Source organism: uncultured Croceicoccus sp. (assembly GCF_947496385.1).
Taxonomy (GTDB): domain Bacteria; phylum Pseudomonadota; class Alphaproteobacteria; order Sphingomonadales; family Sphingomonadaceae; genus Croceicoccus.
This window is the reverse complement of the sequence record NZ_CANMCP010000004.1, coordinates 37,407-51,730: the sequence shown is the minus strand read 5'-3', so window position 1 is coordinate 51,730 and position 14,324 is coordinate 37,407. Positions and strand designations below refer to the sequence as shown.

Sequence of the window (14,324 nt, the reverse complement as noted above, 5' to 3'; positions counted from 1 at the left end):
CGGCCCTTTTTCATGGACGAACGCTGGTTCAGCGAATGCGGAGCGGGATATAGACCGCCTGCTGTCCGCGGCGCTGCACCCGCACCAGAACGGCCTCGCGGCCTTCGTCCTGTGCCATGCGGATCACCGCCTCCAGATCGGCATTGCTGCTGACCGAACGGTAATTGGCACTGAGGATGATGTCCCCGCGGCGAAGACCCTTTGCCGCGGCGTCGGACGAGCGCGCGACCCCTGCGACGACCAGCCCGCCGGTGTCGTCGGACACGCCGAGCTGACGCGCGATCTGCGGCGTGAGCGGCGTGGTCGACAGGCCGAGCGCCTCCCCGATGGAGGAATCCTCGCCGCTCGGTTCGCTCTGCTCCAGGCTGTCGCCGTTTTCCTCCGGCGCCATGAACTGGTTCTGCTGCGCCAGCTCCTCGGCCGAGGGGCGCTGCGCGATCTGGGCGGTCAGGCGCACGCGCTCGCCATTGCGGATCGCGATGATCGGCACGCGCGTGCCCGGCTCGATATTCGACACCACGAAGGACAGGGTCTGTTCCGGCGTGATTTCCTTGCCGTTGATTTCGATCACAACGTCGCCTGCGCGCAGGCCCGCTTCGGCCGCGGCGCCGCCGGGCACCACCGATTGCACGAATTCGCCCCGGTTGCGGCGAATGCCGAGCGAGGAGGCAAGATCGTCGTCGACGGCCTGAATCTGAATGCCGAGATAGCCGCGCTCGATCTCCTCGCCGCTGATGAGCTGACGCACAATGGGCGCGGCGGTTTCGGCGGGAATTGCGAAACCGATGCCGACGCTGCCCCCGGTGGGGGAGAAGATGGCGTTGTTGATGCCGATCACATTGCCCTGCATGTCGAACATCGGCCCGCCGGAATTGCCCCGGTTGATGGCCGCGTCGGTCTGCAGATACCGGTCATAGGCGCCGCCGCCGCCCGTCGCGCGATACACGGACGAGATGATGCCCGACGTGACCGTACCGCCCAGGCCGAACGGGTTGCCGATGGCAATGACCCAGTCGCCGACGCGCGCCTGACGCGAATCGCCGAAATTGACGAAGGGGAACGGATCGTCGCGGTTGACCTTGAGCACGGCGAGGTCGGATTCGGGATCCGCCCCGACCAGCTCCGCCTCATATTCCCGCCCGTCGGGCAGGGTGACGGTGATTTCCTCGATCGTGGCGCGGCCCTGTGCGGTGACGACGTGATTGTTCGTCACGACATAGCCGTCTTCCGAGATGATGAAGCCCGAACCCAGCGATTGCGCCTCCCGGGTCTGCGGCTGTGCCCCGCCGCCGCCGCGCCGGCCGAACATCCCTTCGAACGGGGTGCCGGCGAACGGGTTCTGTTCCTGCACCTCGACCCGCTGGCGCGTGGAGATGTTCACGACCGCAGGGGCGAGCTGTTCGGTGAGATCGGCAAAGCTTGCGGGCGCGCCGCTGCGCGGGACGACCCGGCTCATCGTGGCGTCGTCGTTCTGCGCGATCTGCGCCCCGGCGGGATAGCCGGTGGCGAGGGAAACCGCGGCGCCGCCCAGGAGCAGCGCGGTGGTAAGCGAATAGGCGTAGCGCAAAGGTTCTATCCTCGTTCGTTTCTGTTGCACCGGACCTCTGCGGTCCGGCCGTCCCATCCCCGGTCGGGCGTGATTTCACACCGCATCCCATGAATGGCCATTGAATGGCCCGATTTCAACGTCAGCGGCCGCCGCGAAACTGCCGCAGATATTCGTTGTTGGGCGACAGGATGATCGAACTGTTTTCATTGTCGCCGGCAAACACCGCATCGTAACTCTGCATCGCGCGGTAGAAATCGTAGAATTCCGGATCCTGGTTGAAGCTGTCGGCATAGGTGCTGGCCGCTTCGGCCTCGGCGCCGGCGCGGATGATCTGCGCCGCTTTCTGACCCTGAGCGCGGATCGTGTCCGATTCCTGTTTACGGGCGGATTCCATCCGGGTGAACGCGGTTTCCAGCGGACGGCCCGGCGGAAGATCGGCGCGCTTGATCTGCACGTCGATCACCTGCGCGCCATATTCGCGCGCCTGCCGGTCGAGCCCTTGCTGGATCTCCTCCATCGCCTCGCCGCGTTCGGCGGTCAGCAGCGCCTGGAAACTGCGCGTGCCAAGCCTTTGGCGCAGGACGGAGTTCAGGATCGGCTGCAATTGTTCGGCGACGCGCTCGGTGCTGCCAGCGGTTTCCACCATGAGCGTGGGGTCGATGATGCGGAACCGGGCATAGGCATCGACCTCGAGCCTGCGCTGATCCCGGCTCAGGACTTCCTGACGCTGCATGTCGACGTCGAGCACGCGCTTGTCGACCATCACCACCCGTTCGATGAGCGGAATGCGGAACACGATGCCCGCGCCCGTCTGACCATAGTCGAGATTGGGGCGGAAACGGTTCGCGACCCGTTCGGGCTTACCATTGCGGATGATCACGGCCTGCTGCGTTTCGGGCACCACCACGATCGACGCGGCGGCAATCAGCGCGAGCACGATCACCGCGATGATGAGCGCCTTGTACCGGTTCCAGATGTGTTCCATCACTGGCCTCCCGCAGCGTTGTTGCCATTGGCGGCCGGTCCCCGCGACGGTGCGGAGGCGCCCGGCGTGGCGGCGTTCGGCGCGGCATCGCCGCCGCTGCGCCTGCGGCTCACTTCGGGGAGGGGGAGGTAGGGCACGACGCCGTCGGCCTCCACGATGGTCTTCGGGGTCTGGCTCAACACGCGTTCCATGGTTTCGTAATACATCCGGCGGCGCGTGACCTCGGGCGCGAGGCGATATTCGCTATACACCTGGTTGAAGGCCTCGGCCTCGCCTTCGGCGCGGGCGGTGACCTGCTCTGCCCAGGCGCGGGCGCGGTTGATGTCGGACTGCGCGTCCTGCTGCGCGGCGAGAACTTCTTTGAACGCGTCGATCACGCGGGTCGGCGGGTCGGCCTTTTTGATCTCGACACCCTGCACCGCGACGCCCGAACGATAGGCGTCGAGCAATTGCTGCATCCGGGCGCGCACGGCCTGTTCGATCTGTGCCCGGCCCGCACCCGACAGCGCATCGTCGAGCTTCACCTCGGCGACGCTGGCGCGCATCGCGGCCTCGGCCACCTCGCGCACGGTTTCATCGGGTTCGGCGAGCTGGAAGCTGTAGAGCTTCAGATCCTTGATGTTCCAGCGCACGAGATAGGACAGGTCGACCAGATTCTGATCGCCGGTCAGCATCAGCTTCTCCTCCGTCCCGTCGGGGATATTGTCCCGCCGGATCGAAGTGACGTCCATGTCCGACACGCTTTGAATCGGCCAGGGTAGGGTGAGATGCAGACCGGGGTTCAGCGTGCGGGTATATTTGCCCGCCGTGGTGACGATGCCCTGTTCCTTGGCATTGATCTGGTGGACCGAGCTCAGGAACAGCCACAGAAGTACCACCGCCACGATGATGTACGGGGTCCAGCTCCTGCCGCCCGGCGCACGGGGAAACTGCGGCGAACCGCCGCCACCGCCGCCGCCGCGCCGCTGGCGGGCGCGGAAGATATCCTCGATATTCGATGGCTTGCGACCCGGCGCGCGCCCGTCCGGGTTGCCCTGCCCCGTGGGGTCGCCGCCCGGCAGCCAGGGGTTTTTCGGCTTGCTGCCATCGCCCGTCGGCATGGTGTCCGGTTCGCCGCCGGGGCCGCGATCCGAATCGTCGTCGCCCGACGATCCCCCCCAGGGGTTGCGCCCGGCCATTGCCAAAATCCTGTCCTTCAGGGACCCGCCCGTTTTATCCATGATGTCCTTATAGCTATTGAGAGGCGCAAAAACAGGGGCTGTCGGTGGCTTTTTGCGCTGTTAAATGCGAACCGGTGCGAATGATCGTAAAGGAAACACCATGAATGACGCCCAACAAGGCGCTGGCCAGGGGCGCGAGGCCGCCATCCGTGCCGCACTCGCGCCGGTGGCCGGCGACCGTGTCGAAGGCGTGCGCCTGACCGAAAATGCCGTGACGCTGGTCGTCGAGGTGGGCGGGCTGGACGATGGCGCGCGCGCCGCGCTCGAAGATCGCATGCGCGCCGCGCTCGCGGGCATGGACCTGCCGCCGCTTCGCATCGCCATGACGGCGGAGCGCGGCCCTGAAAAGCCGAAACCGCGCCTCATCGCGGTCGGTTCGGGCAAGGGCGGCGTCGGCAAATCCACGGTGTCGGCCAATCTCGCCGTCGCGATGAAACGTGCCGGGTGCCGCGTCGGCCTCGTCGATGCGGATATATACGGGCCGTCGCAACCGCGCCTGATGCATAGCGAGGACAAGAAGCCGCAGGCGAAGGACAAGCAGCTCATCCCCGTGACCGGCGTGCTCGATATTCCGATGCTGTCGATGGGTCATCTCGCCACGCCGGATCAGGCGATCGCATGGCGCGGGCCGATGGCGGGCAATGCGCTGGCCCAGCTGATCGAGGCGGACTGGGGCGACGTCACCGATCTTGTCATCGACTTGCCGCCCGGCACCGGCGACGTGCAGCTCACCATGATCCAGAAATTCAAGCCCATTGGCGCGGTGATCGTCTCCACGCCGCAGGATCTCGCCTTGATGGACGCGCGCCGCGCCATCGCCTTTTTCGACAAGGCGGCGGTGCCCACCATCGGCATTGTCGAGAACATGGCCGGTTTCGCCTGCCCCCATTGCGGCGAGGTGAGCGACCCGTTCGGCGCCGGCGGGGCGGAGGCGGCGGCCCGCGAACTCGGCCGCCGCTTCCTCGGGCGCATACCGCTCACCATGACATTGCGCGAGGAAAGCGACGCGGGCACGCCGCCCGCCGCGGGGTCGGGTGAGATTTCGGACCTGTTCGCCGAGCTCGCCGGGCAGGTCATGGCCTTTGCCGACAGCGTGAACGCCGATGCCGACACCGCCAAAGCCTGATCCCGCATCGCGCGCCGGCGGGGGTCGTGCGCGCGTGACTCGGCGCGGCCTGCTCATCGGGGCGGCGGCGGGCGGCGGGCTGATCGCGGCATGGACGTTCATCCCGCGCGACTACCCGGTGCCGATCCCGCCCGGCGAAGGGCAGCGCGCCTTTGGCAGCTGGATCAAGCTGTCGCGCGATGGGGTGGTGTCGATCGCGGTGCCGGTGCTCGAAATGGGGCAGGGGGCGACGACGCTGCTGCCCCGGATCGCAGCGCAGGAGCTCGGCGCGGACTGGCGGCAGATCGCGGTGGAGCCCGCCGCGATCAGCGCGACCTATGCCGACCCGGTGCTCGCCGCGCATTGGGCGCAGCTCTGGGCGGGATGGTTCGCAGGAATCGCCGACACGCCCGGCGATACGCTGGCGAAACTCCATGCACAGCGTGAGACGCTGATGGCGACGGCAGACGGTACGGCGCTTGCGGCGTATGAAACGCCGCTGCGCGAGGCGGCGGCGGGGCTGCGCGCGGTGCTGTCGATGGCAGCGGCGGAGCGGTGGGACGTCGCGTTCGAGGAATGCCGCGCCGAGGGTGGCTTCATCATCCACGGCGACAAGCGCGTGCGTTTCGCCGATCTAGTCGATGACGCCGCCGGGTTCGAGGCGCCCGATCCCCCGCTGCTCAACCCCACCCCGGCGAGCGAGACGGCCGCGCCGGTCTTTACCGGGCCGCAGGAAAGCTACCCCCGGCTCGACGCGCCGTCCAAGGTCGACGGCAGCTTTCCCTTTGCCGCGGACATACGCCTGCCCGGCATGCTGTTTGCCGCCATCGCGCACGGGCCGTTGCCGGGTGCGCGGCTGACGGGTTTCGATCATGAGGCGGCGCGGCGCATCACCGGATATGAAGGGCGGGTGGTCCACGACGAATGGATCGCCGCTCTGGCGCGCAGCACGTGGGCGGCGGAAAAGGCAGTGAAGGCGCTCGCCCCCCGCTTTGCCCCGACGGGCGAATTGTCCGAGGATATTCGCATCGAGGCGGCGTTGCAGACCGCGCTGACCAAGGGTGAGGCGGTCGCTGTTCACGAAACCGGCGATCCGGTGCCGCTGCTCGACCGGCCCGATGCGATCGCGGCGCGCTACGACATTGCGCCGGCATGGCATGGCACACTCGAAACCGCGAGTGCGACGGCGCGGCTCGCCGATGGCAGGCTGGAACTGTGGATCGCGTCGCAGGCGCCGGAGCAGGCGCGGCGCGCGGCGGCGGGCGCGCTCGGCATGGGGGCGCGCGATGTCGTCGTCTATCCGGTCGGTGCGGGCGGAAGTTTCGATGCGCGGCTCGACATTCGCATCGCGCGGGAGGCGGCGCTGATCGCGCGGGCGGCCGGGCGGCCGGTACAGCTGAGCTATTCCCGATGGCAGGAGATGCTGACCGAAATGCCGCGCGCACCGGTCGCGGCCCAGGTCCGCGCCGTGCCGGGGCGCAACGGACTGATCGCCGCGTGGCAGTCGCGCATCGCTACCCCGGCACCGGCGCGGCAGATGCACGACCGGCTGTTCGCGCGCATGGCGCCCGCCGCGGCGATGGCGGCGAACGACGATGCGGTCGATCCGCCGGCCCTGTTCGGTGCGGCCCCGCCCTATCGCATTCCCGCCATGCGGGTGGAGGCGGTGCCCGCCGCGATCGGCCTTCCGGTCGGGCGGATCCGCGGCAATGGCGATGCGGCATGCTGTTTCATCACCGAGAGTTTCATGGACGAGATGGCGGGCGCCGCGGGGGCGGAGCCGTTGTCCTACCGCGTGGCGATGCTGGGCGGGGACGTGCGGCTGGCCGAATGCCTGCAGGGCGCGGCGCAGATCGGCGAATGGGACGGCGGCGTCGCCGGATCGGGGCAGGGGATTGCCTGCTGGCACATGCGCGACCCCGCGGGCCGGGCCGACGGCGGCGGGCGGATTGCCGCCATCGTTCGCGCCCGGCGCGGCCCGATGGGCGCCGAGGTCGCCAGCATCGCGGCCTTCTGCGACATCGGGCGCGTCGTCGATCTCGAACTCGCGCTGCAACAGATCGAGGGCGGATTGCTGTATGGCATGGGCCTCGCGCTCGGCTCCCGCGCCAGCTACGCGCGCGGATTGCCGCGGGAGGAGACGATGGGCGCGCTGAACCTGCCGCCCTTGTCGCGCGCGCCGGAGATTACCGTGGGCTTTGCCCGCAACGATTTCCCGCCGTTCGATCCGGGCGAACTGGGCACCGTGGTCATTGCGCCCGCCATTGCCAATGCGCTGCACGCCGCGACGGGCGAACGGTTCCGCCGCCTGCCGATGGTTGCCGAACCTCTGGTGCCGCCGCCGCCGATGGCAGCCCCCACCGATGCCGGGGCGGCAGAGCCGGGCGATGGCCCCCCGCCCGTTGACCCACCCGAAGACTCTGGCGCCGACCCCGCCCTTTCGAATGAAAGCATCCCATGACCGATACCCACGACGCCACGCCCGCAACCCCCATGCCGCGCCCCGCCGATCACCCGGCGGCCCCGACGGCACGCATTGCGGTGCTGCTGGCCAATCTCGGCACGCCCGATGCGGCGGAAAAGGGGGCGGTGAAGCGTTACCTCAAACAATTCCTGTCCGATCGCCGCGTCGTCGAAATTCCCGCCATCGCATGGCAGCCGATCCTGCGCGGGATCATCCTCAACACGCGGCCCGCGAAATCCGCCCACGCCTATGCGCAGGTGTGGGGCGAGGACGGGTCGCCGCTCGCCGCGATCACGAAGCGTCAGGCCGAGCGGTTGCAGGACCGGCTGGGCGAGGGGGTCACGGTCGACTGGGCGATGCGATATGGCAATCCGTCGATCCCGGCGCGGGTGCAGGCGTTGAAGGATGCCGGCCACGACCGCATTCTTTTTGCGCCGCTTTATCCGCAATATTCGGGCGCGACGACGGCGACGGCGGTGGACGAACTAGGCCGCGTGCTGGCCGACATGCGCTGGCAGCCGGCGATCCGCACCTTGCCGCCCTATCACGACGACGCGGCCTATATCGCGGCGCTGGCGGAGGATCTTTCGCGGCAGATCGAGGCGCTTGCCGAAATGCCGGAGGTGCTGCTGCTCAGCTTTCACGGGATGCCCGAACGCACGCTGCATCTGGGCGATCCGTATCACTGTCATTGCCGGAAAACCGCGCGGCTGCTGGCCGCGGCGCTGGCGCCCGCGTTTCCGGACCTGCGCATCGACACGACGTTTCAATCGCGCTTCGGCCGGGCCAAATGGCTTGAGCCGGCGACCGACACGGTGCTGGAGCAGGAGGCGAAGCGGGGGACGAAGCGGCTGGCCATCGCGGCGCCGGGGTTTTCCGCCGATTGCCTTGAAACGCTCGAAGAGCTGGCGATCCGGGGGCGGGAAAGCTTTGTCGGCAATGGCGGCACGCAATTCGATGCGCTGTCCTGCCTCAACGACGGGGAGCCGGGGATGGCGATGCTCGAAACGCTGATCCGGCGGGAATTGTCCGGCTGGATCTAGGCTTCCAGCTCGATGTCCCAGTAGAGCCAGTCGCGCCAGGTTTCGTGCAGGTAATGCGGCGGAAATTCGCGGCCGCGCTGCTGCAATTGCCAGTTGGTCGGGCGGATCGGTGCGAGTTTCAGTTGCATGTTCGCCTGTTTCGGCGTGCGTCCGCCCTTCCTCATGTTGCAGGGCGCGCAGGCGGCGACGATGTTTTCCCAGCTCGTCTTTCCACCCAGCCGCCGGGGCACGACATGATCGAAGGTCAGCTGTTTCGGGCTGCCGCAGAACTGACACTCGAACCGGTCGCGCAGGAACACGTTGAAGCGGGTGAAGGCGGGAAATTCCGAAGGCTTCACATATTCGCGAAGCGCGATGACCGACGGGATCTGCATGTCGAGGGAGGGCGAATGGACCTGCCGTTCATAGCTTGCGACGATATCGACGCGGTCGAGGAACACGGCCTTGATCGCGGTCTGCCACGGCCAGAGCGACAGCGGGTAATAGGACAGCGGCGAATAATCGGCGTTGAGGACAAGGGCAGGACATTGGCCGAGCGCGCGGGTCGGATCCTCCCTTGCGCTGGCGAGCGTGACGCGTTGTTCGATCAGCGCGTTGCTGAACATGCCGTTATCCGGCCTCCTCCAATGAGTGCCGGGACGCTATCGCAGTGAGGCGTGACAGGTTGATGACGCATCGTAAGTGCCATTGCTGCCCGCAAGCGGCGATCCCGTCAAGACCATATGCGCAACGGACGCATGATCGCCCCTTTCGCAGGGGCGCACCGGCGCTATGCTGCGCGGCGATGATCGTCACCCGCTTCGCGCCCAGCCCGAATGGCCCCCTGCATCTCGGCCACGCCCATGCGGCCATCGTCGCGCATGACCGGGCGCGGGCGGATGGCGGGCGGTTCCTGCTCCGGATCGAGGATATCGACGGCGCGCGCAGCCGGGAGGAATTCGCCGAAGGGGCGCTGGCCGATCTGCGCTGGCTCGGGCTCGGCTGGGACGGGGCGGTCATCCGGCAATCGGCGCGGATCGGCGCGCATGCCGACGCGCTCGCCCGCCTGCGCGCGATGGGTTTGGCCTATGCGTGCCGCTGCACCCGCGCGCAGATCGCGGCCGCGGCAACGGCGTACGGTCCCGACGGCCCGGTCTATCCCGGCACGTGCAGGGGCCGCGACCACGAGGCCGGCGATGGGGCGGTGGCGTGGCGGATCAACATGGCGGCGGCGCTGGACCGCGCAGGGCCGCTCACCTGGCGGGACGAGCGGCGCGGCGAAATACGCGCGACGCCGGACATCTTCGGCGACATCGTGCTCGCGCGCAAGGATGCGCCGGGCAGCTATCACCTCGCCGTGACGTGCGACGACGCGGCGGACGGGGTCACCTGCGTCACGCGCGGCATGGACCTGTTCGCCGCGACCCATGTGCACCGCCTGCTGCAAGGCTTGCTGAGCCTGCCCGTGCCGGTGTGGCATCACCATGCGCTGATCGTGCAAGGGGACGGGCGCAAGCTGGCGAAGCGGCGCGGTTCGCCCTCGCTCGCCGACATGCGGGATGCCGGGGTGGACGGGCGCGCACTGGCGGCGGATTTGCGGGCCGGGCGCCTCGGCGACGGGTTGTATTGGGGCGATGGAAGAGGCGAGGGGGCGGGGGCTGGAAATACGCGGCCGGTGCCCCTATCTTGAATGGCATGAACACCATTCTCGCCATCGTCATCGCCATCCTGGCCATCATGGTCGTCGTCTCGCTCGTGAAGGGGATCGTCGCGTTCCTTCAGACGACGAAACTCGACCTCGAAGGCGGCGACGAACGGATCGAGATGATGCAGCTCCGCCAGAACAAGGCGATGTTCGCGCGCATCAAGTATCAGGCCGCCGCGATCATCGTCGTGGCGCTGCTGCTCGTCATCAATAGCTGATCGCACTTGGTCCGGCTCAACAGGATCTACACGCGCACCGGCGATGACGGCACGACGGGGCTGGTCGACGGGTCGCGCGTCGCGAAGAACGCCGCACGCATGGCCGCGATCGGCACCGTGGACGAGGCCGACTGCGCCATCGGCGTCGCGGTCTGCGCCATGCCGGAGTGCGATATCGCGGGCGATCTGCGCCGGATACAGAACGACCTTTTCGACCTTGGCGCCGATCTCGCCACGCCGGGCGACGATTTCACGCCCGGCGAGATGCAGCTTCGCATGACGGACGCGCAATCCTCCTGGCTGGAGGCGCGGATCGATGCGCTCAATGAAAAACTGGAGCCGTTGAAAAGCTTCATCCTGCCCGGCGGCAGCGAGGCCGCGGCGCGGGTGCATGTGGCGCGGGCGTCGGTGCGTTCGGCGGAGCGTGCATGCGTGGCGCTGAGCCGCGAAGATGCCGTCAATCCCGCGGCGCTGTCCTATGTCAATCGGCTGTCGGATTACCTGTTCGTGGCGGCACGCGCGCTCAATGACGGGGGGCGGTCGGATGTTTTGTGGGTGCCGGGCGCCAATCGCGGCTGATCGCGTTGGAACCGGGGAGGCTTGCCGCCCGTTCCTGTAGGCAAACGCAAACAGGAATTGAACCATGGCAGACCCCACCAACGACAACGCCCACGAAAACCTCAACACCGAACAGCGCGACAAGGATACGCAGGCGCAGACCGTCTCGCGCCAGGCGCAGGGCCGCCGCGTGTCGAGCTATTCGCTCGACGAGGATAGCGAGAAGCCCGAGAAAGGCCCGCTCGACGAAAGCACGCAGGGCGATCTTGTCGACAAGATGAAGCAGATGGACACCGGCGGCATCGACATGAGCGCCTATCGCGGCGAGCCGAACCACGACGATAACGAGAAGAAATACGGCAAGTCCAACATCATGAAGGACGAGCCGGGCCATTCCGACAGCTGATCCGGTTCAGCCGCCGGCCCCGATGTCCCGCGCCAGCCATATCGCGATGGCGAGGATGATCGCGCCGGCGGCCACCGCATAGGCGATCCATTTCAGGCGCGGCATGTCCGGCGAATCCACCTCGTGCGGGTTCATCCGGGTCAGCGCCCTGCACGCCCGCCGTTCCGCCCCGATGGCGAACATCGCGGCCAGCACCATGAACATCGTCGCGATCACGCGGGCAAGCCACGGCGGATCCAGCTCCCCGAACAGGGCGCGAAACGCGATGCCGATGCCGATCGCGGCAAAGGCCGTGCGCATCCAGCCGGCAAAGGTGCGTTCCACCGCCATGATCGTGCGGTCCTCGGCGAGATGGGTCCGGCTGGAGGCGTCCTCCGACTTGATCTCGTCCTCTGTCATGGGTGAGAGCATGACGGCCCCCGCCGCATGGGTCAATCGGCGGCCTCGCGCTTCAACCGGTAGAGCATGTCGAGCGCATCGCGCGGCGACAGCGCATCCACGTCGAGCGCGGCGAGCGTGTCGCGCAGTGTGTCGCACTGCTGCTCCTCCGCTTCGGCGGCGGCAGCGAACAGCGGCAATTCGCCCAGCCTCGCCGCCAACCCGCCCGTTTCCGCGCGCCCTTTCTCCAGCTTTTCCAGCACTTTTTTGGCCCGCGCGATGACAGGCGCGGGCACGCCTGCCAGCCGCGCAACCGCAAGCCCGTAGCTGCGATCCGCCGGCCCCTCCGCCAGCTCGTGCAGGAGCACGAGATCGCCCTTCCACTCCCGCGCGCGGACATGGTGGAGCGACAATGCCTCGCATGTTTCGGCAAGGCGCGACAGTTCATGGTAATGCGTCGCGAACAGGCACCGGCACCCCACCATGCCATGCACGCTTTCCGCCACCGCCCAGGCCAGCGCCAGCCCGTCATAGGTGGAGGTGCCGCGCCCGACCTCGTCGAGGATGACGAAGCTGCGGTCGGTCGCCTGCGACAGGATGGCGGCGGTTTCCACCATTTCGACCATGAAGGTGGAGCGCCCCTTCGCCAGATTGTCCGACGCGCCGACCCGGCTGAACAACCGGTCGACGAGGCCGATCGTCGCGCTGTCGGCGGGCACGAAACCGCCCGCCTGCGCGAGCAGGACGATCAGCGCGTTTTGCCGCAGGAATGTCGATTTGCCGCCCATGTTCGGCCCGCCGATGAGCCAGAGCCGGTCCGTGTCCGACAGCGCGCAATCATTGGCGACGAAACGGTCGCGCCCCTTGGCCAGCGCGGCCTCCACCACCGGGTGCCGCCCGCCGCGAATGTCGAGGCAGGGGGCATCGGCGATGTCGGGCCGCACCCATCCGCCCTCCGCGGCGCGCTCCGCCTGTCCTGCGCACACGTCGATCCGCGCGAGCGCATGGGCCGTGGCGGCGATCGCCTCGGCATGGGCGGCGGTCCTCGCGACCAGCTCCTCGAAATGGGCGTCCTCGGCGGCGAGCGCGCGTCCGCCGGCCTCGGCAATGCGGCTCGCCTGTTCGTGGAGCGCCAGCGCGTTAAAGCGGACCGCGCTCTGCATCGTCTGCCGATGGGTAAAGCCGCTGTCCGCCGCCATCAGCGCATCGGCATGGCGCGAAGGCACCTCGATGAAATAGCCGAGCACGCCATTGTGCTTGATCCTGAGCGCGGCGATGCCGGTCGTATCGCGGTAATCCTGTTCGAGCGCGGCGATGGCCTGCCGCCCGTTCTTGGCAATGTCGCGCAATTCGTCGAGCGCGGCATCGTAACCCTTCGCGATATAGCCGCCCTGCGCCCGCTCGGTCGGCGGCGTCTCGACCAGCGCGCGCAGGAGCGTCTCCACCAAGGCGCCATGGCCGGTGAGCGCAGGGCGAAGCCGTTCGAACAGCGCCGGACGCTCGCCCATTTCCTCCAGCAGCAGGTGAAGCTCGTAGGCAAGGCCGAGCCCGTCGCGGATCTGCCCGAGGTCGCGCGGGCTGCCCCGCCCGGCGACCACCCGGCCGAGTGCGCGCGCAATATCGGGCAGGCCGCGCATCAACCCACGCAGATCCTCGCGCAGCAGGGCATCGCCGTAAAGCCGGTCCACCGCCGCCAGCCGCTCGCGGATCGCCTCCGCCTCGGTCAGCGGGGCGGACAGATCCTCGGCGAGCAGGCGCGCGCCCGCCCCGGTCAGGCACCGGTCGACACAATCGATCAGGCTGCCCGAACGCGTGCCCGATGCCGATTGCAGGATCTCGAGGCTGGCCCGCGTAGCCTCGTCCATGGCGAGATGGCCGTCCGCCGCCCGCGCCCGTGGCGGGAGCAGCAGCGGCAATTGCCCGCGTCCGACATGGTCGAGATAGGCGATCAGCCCGCCCGCCGCCGCCAGCGCCGCCCGGTCGAACGCGCCGAACCCGTCAAGCGTCGCAACCCCGTGCAGCGATTTCAGCCGCGCCTCCCCCCTGTCGGACGCAAACTCCGCCGCCGGGCGCGCGATGGCATCGGCGGGCGCGCCATCGGGTGCGAACTCCCACCCCTCCGGCACGACGATCTCGCTCGCCCCGATCCGCGACAGCGCCGCCGCGACGCCGCCCGCCTCGTGGCTTTCGAGGACCATCGACCCTGTCGAAATGTCGACCGCCGCGATACCCACGCGGTCGCGTAGCGGCGCCAGCGCGACCAGCATGTTGGCCCTGCGCGATTCGAGCAGATTATCCTCGGTCAGGGTGCCGGCGGTCACGAAGCGCACGATGTCGCGCTGGACCAGCACCTTGGAGCCGCCGCCCTCGCGCTTGGTGCGCTCTTTCGCTTCGGCCGGGGTTTCCACCTGTTCGGCGATGGCGACCCGGCACCCTGCGCGGATCAGCCGGGCAAGATAGCTTTCCGCCGCATGGACCGGCACGCCGCACATCGGCACCGGTGCGCCATCGTGTTCGCCCCGGCTGGTCAATGCGATGTCGAGCACGGCGGCGGCGCGGCGCGCATCGTCGAAGAACAGTTCGAAGAAATCGCCCATGCGATAGAACAGCAGGCAATCGCCGGCCTGGCTCTTCAACGCCAGATATTGCGCCATCATCGGGGTGGGACCGCCTGCCATGCCGCATCGCGTAGCGCAGCATGAACGATTCGCCAA

The 14,324-nt window shown here is 68.2% G+C and carries 13 protein-coding genes; 7 read left to right on the top strand and 6 right to left on the bottom strand.

Annotated features, from left to right (window positions below):
• Positions 1-28: 28 nt before the first annotated feature.
• The 3 genes from Q0897_RS07840 to Q0897_RS07830 all read right to left on the bottom strand — a co-directional run bounded on the left by Q0897_RS07840 (position 29) and on the right by Q0897_RS07830 (position 3,712).
• Positions 29-1,567 carry a Do family serine endopeptidase gene (locus Q0897_RS07840; RefSeq protein ID WP_299308705.1) on the bottom strand — a complete coding sequence of 513 codons (1,539 nt, stop codon included), beginning with the start codon at positions 1,565-1,567 and terminating at the stop codon, positions 29-31.
• Positions 1,568-1,688: 121 nt separating this feature from the next.
• Positions 1,689-2,534 (bottom strand): protease modulator HflC, encoded by an 846-nt coding sequence (locus Q0897_RS07835; protein ID WP_202082576.1) that lies wholly within the window; start codon positions 2,532-2,534, stop codon positions 1,689-1,691.
• Positions 2,534-3,712 (bottom strand): protease modulator HflK, encoded by a 1,179-nt coding sequence (locus Q0897_RS07830; RefSeq protein ID WP_299308704.1) that lies wholly within the window; start codon positions 3,710-3,712, stop codon positions 2,534-2,536. Before Q0897_RS07830 ends, Q0897_RS07835 begins: the two co-directional genes overlap by 1 nt.
• 142 nt (positions 3,713-3,854) lie before the next feature.
• On the opposite strand from Q0897_RS07830, the gene Q0897_RS07825 reads away from it, so the two are divergent.
• Genes Q0897_RS07825 through hemH form a run of 3 tightly spaced genes read left to right on the top strand, consistent with a single transcriptional unit; the run spans position 3,855 to position 8,366 of the window.
• Positions 3,855-4,880, top strand: coding sequence for an Mrp/NBP35 family ATP-binding protein (locus Q0897_RS07825; protein ID WP_299308703.1), 1,026 nt, complete (start codon positions 3,855-3,857; stop codon positions 4,878-4,880).
• Positions 4,858-7,320: a molybdopterin cofactor-binding domain-containing protein gene (locus tag Q0897_RS07820; protein WP_299308701.1), complete on the top strand. Its 2,463-nt coding sequence runs from the start codon at positions 4,858-4,860 to the stop codon at positions 7,318-7,320. The genes Q0897_RS07825 and Q0897_RS07820 overlap by 23 nt, the downstream gene beginning before the upstream one ends.
• A gap of 32 nt (positions 7,321-7,352) precedes the next feature.
• Positions 7,353-8,366, top strand: a complete 1,014-nt coding sequence (hemH, locus tag Q0897_RS07815) for a ferrochelatase (protein ID WP_299309090.1) — start codon at positions 7,353-7,355, stop codon at positions 8,364-8,366.
• Here hemH and Q0897_RS07810 read toward each other — a convergent pair.
• Entirely contained in the window at positions 8,363-8,971 is a 609-nt protein-coding gene (locus Q0897_RS07810) for an HNH endonuclease (RefSeq protein ID WP_299308700.1), read from the bottom strand. The two genes, hemH and Q0897_RS07810, sit on opposite strands and share 4 nt — an antisense overlap.
• A gap of 179 nt (positions 8,972-9,150) precedes the next feature.
• Here Q0897_RS07810 and gluQRS point away from each other — a divergent pair, with 179 nt between their 5' ends.
• The 4 genes from gluQRS to Q0897_RS07790 all read left to right on the top strand — a co-directional run bounded on the left by gluQRS (position 9,151) and on the right by Q0897_RS07790 (position 11,232).
• Positions 9,151-10,035, top strand: coding sequence for a tRNA glutamyl-Q(34) synthetase GluQRS (gluQRS, locus tag Q0897_RS07805; protein WP_299308699.1), 885 nt, complete (start codon positions 9,151-9,153; stop codon positions 10,033-10,035).
• Positions 10,036-10,040: 5 nt separating this feature from the next.
• Entirely contained in the window at positions 10,041-10,268 is a 228-nt protein-coding gene (locus Q0897_RS07800) for a hypothetical protein (RefSeq protein WP_299308697.1), read from the top strand.
• A 6-nt stretch (positions 10,269-10,274) separates the two neighbouring features.
• The gene (locus tag Q0897_RS07795) at positions 10,275-10,847 is read left to right on the top strand and encodes a cob(I)yrinic acid a,c-diamide adenosyltransferase (protein ID WP_299308696.1); all 573 of its coding nucleotides are present in this window, start codon (positions 10,275-10,277) and stop codon (positions 10,845-10,847) included.
• A 64-nt stretch (positions 10,848-10,911) separates the two neighbouring features.
• On the top strand, positions 10,912-11,232 hold the full coding sequence (locus Q0897_RS07790) for a hypothetical protein (protein ID WP_299308694.1): 321 nt from the start codon (positions 10,912-10,914) through the stop codon (positions 11,230-11,232).
• A gap of 6 nt (positions 11,233-11,238) precedes the next feature.
• Here Q0897_RS07790 and Q0897_RS07785 read toward each other — a convergent pair whose 3' ends face one another.
• Together Q0897_RS07785 and mutS are read right to left on the bottom strand one after the other, a co-directional pair.
• Positions 11,239-11,631 carry a DUF202 domain-containing protein gene (locus Q0897_RS07785; protein ID WP_299308693.1) on the bottom strand — a complete coding sequence of 131 codons (393 nt, stop codon included), beginning with the start codon at positions 11,629-11,631 and terminating at the stop codon, positions 11,239-11,241.
• Between the two features lie 32 nt (positions 11,632-11,663).
• Positions 11,664-14,288, bottom strand: coding sequence for a DNA mismatch repair protein MutS (gene mutS, locus Q0897_RS07780; RefSeq protein ID WP_299308692.1), 2,625 nt, complete (start codon positions 14,286-14,288; stop codon positions 11,664-11,666).
• Positions 14,289-14,324: the final 36 nt, after the last annotated feature.

Coding starts and splice junctions, on each gene's coding strand:
- Q0897_RS07825 (WP_299308703.1), top strand. CDS start 3,855: ATGAATGACGCCCAACAAGGCGCTGGCCAGGGGCGCGAGGCCGCCATC.
- hemH (WP_299309090.1), top strand. CDS start 7,353: ATGCCGCGCCCCGCCGATCACCCGGCGGCCCCGACGGCACGCATTGCG.
- Q0897_RS07820 (WP_299308701.1), top strand. CDS start 4,858: ATGCCGACACCGCCAAAGCCTGATCCCGCATCGCGCGCCGGCGGGGGT.
- Q0897_RS07785 (WP_299308693.1), bottom strand. CDS start 11,631: ATGACAGAGGACGAGATCAAGTCGGAGGACGCCTCCAGCCGGACCCAT.
- Q0897_RS07830 (WP_299308704.1), bottom strand. CDS start 3,712: ATGGCCGGGCGCAACCCCTGGGGGGGATCGTCGGGCGACGACGATTCG.
- Q0897_RS07810 (WP_299308700.1), bottom strand. CDS start 8,971: ATGTTCAGCAACGCGCTGATCGAACAACGCGTCACGCTCGCCAGCGCA.
- Q0897_RS07790 (WP_299308694.1), top strand. CDS start 10,912: ATGGCAGACCCCACCAACGACAACGCCCACGAAAACCTCAACACCGAA.
- gluQRS (WP_299308699.1), top strand. CDS start 9,151: ATGATCGTCACCCGCTTCGCGCCCAGCCCGAATGGCCCCCTGCATCTC.
- Q0897_RS07835 (WP_202082576.1), bottom strand. CDS start 2,534: ATGGAACACATCTGGAACCGGTACAAGGCGCTCATCATCGCGGTGATC.
- mutS (WP_299308692.1), bottom strand. CDS start 14,288: ATGGCAGGCGGTCCCACCCCGATGATGGCGCAATATCTGGCGTTGAAG.
- Q0897_RS07800 (WP_299308697.1), top strand. CDS start 10,041: ATGAACACCATTCTCGCCATCGTCATCGCCATCCTGGCCATCATGGTC.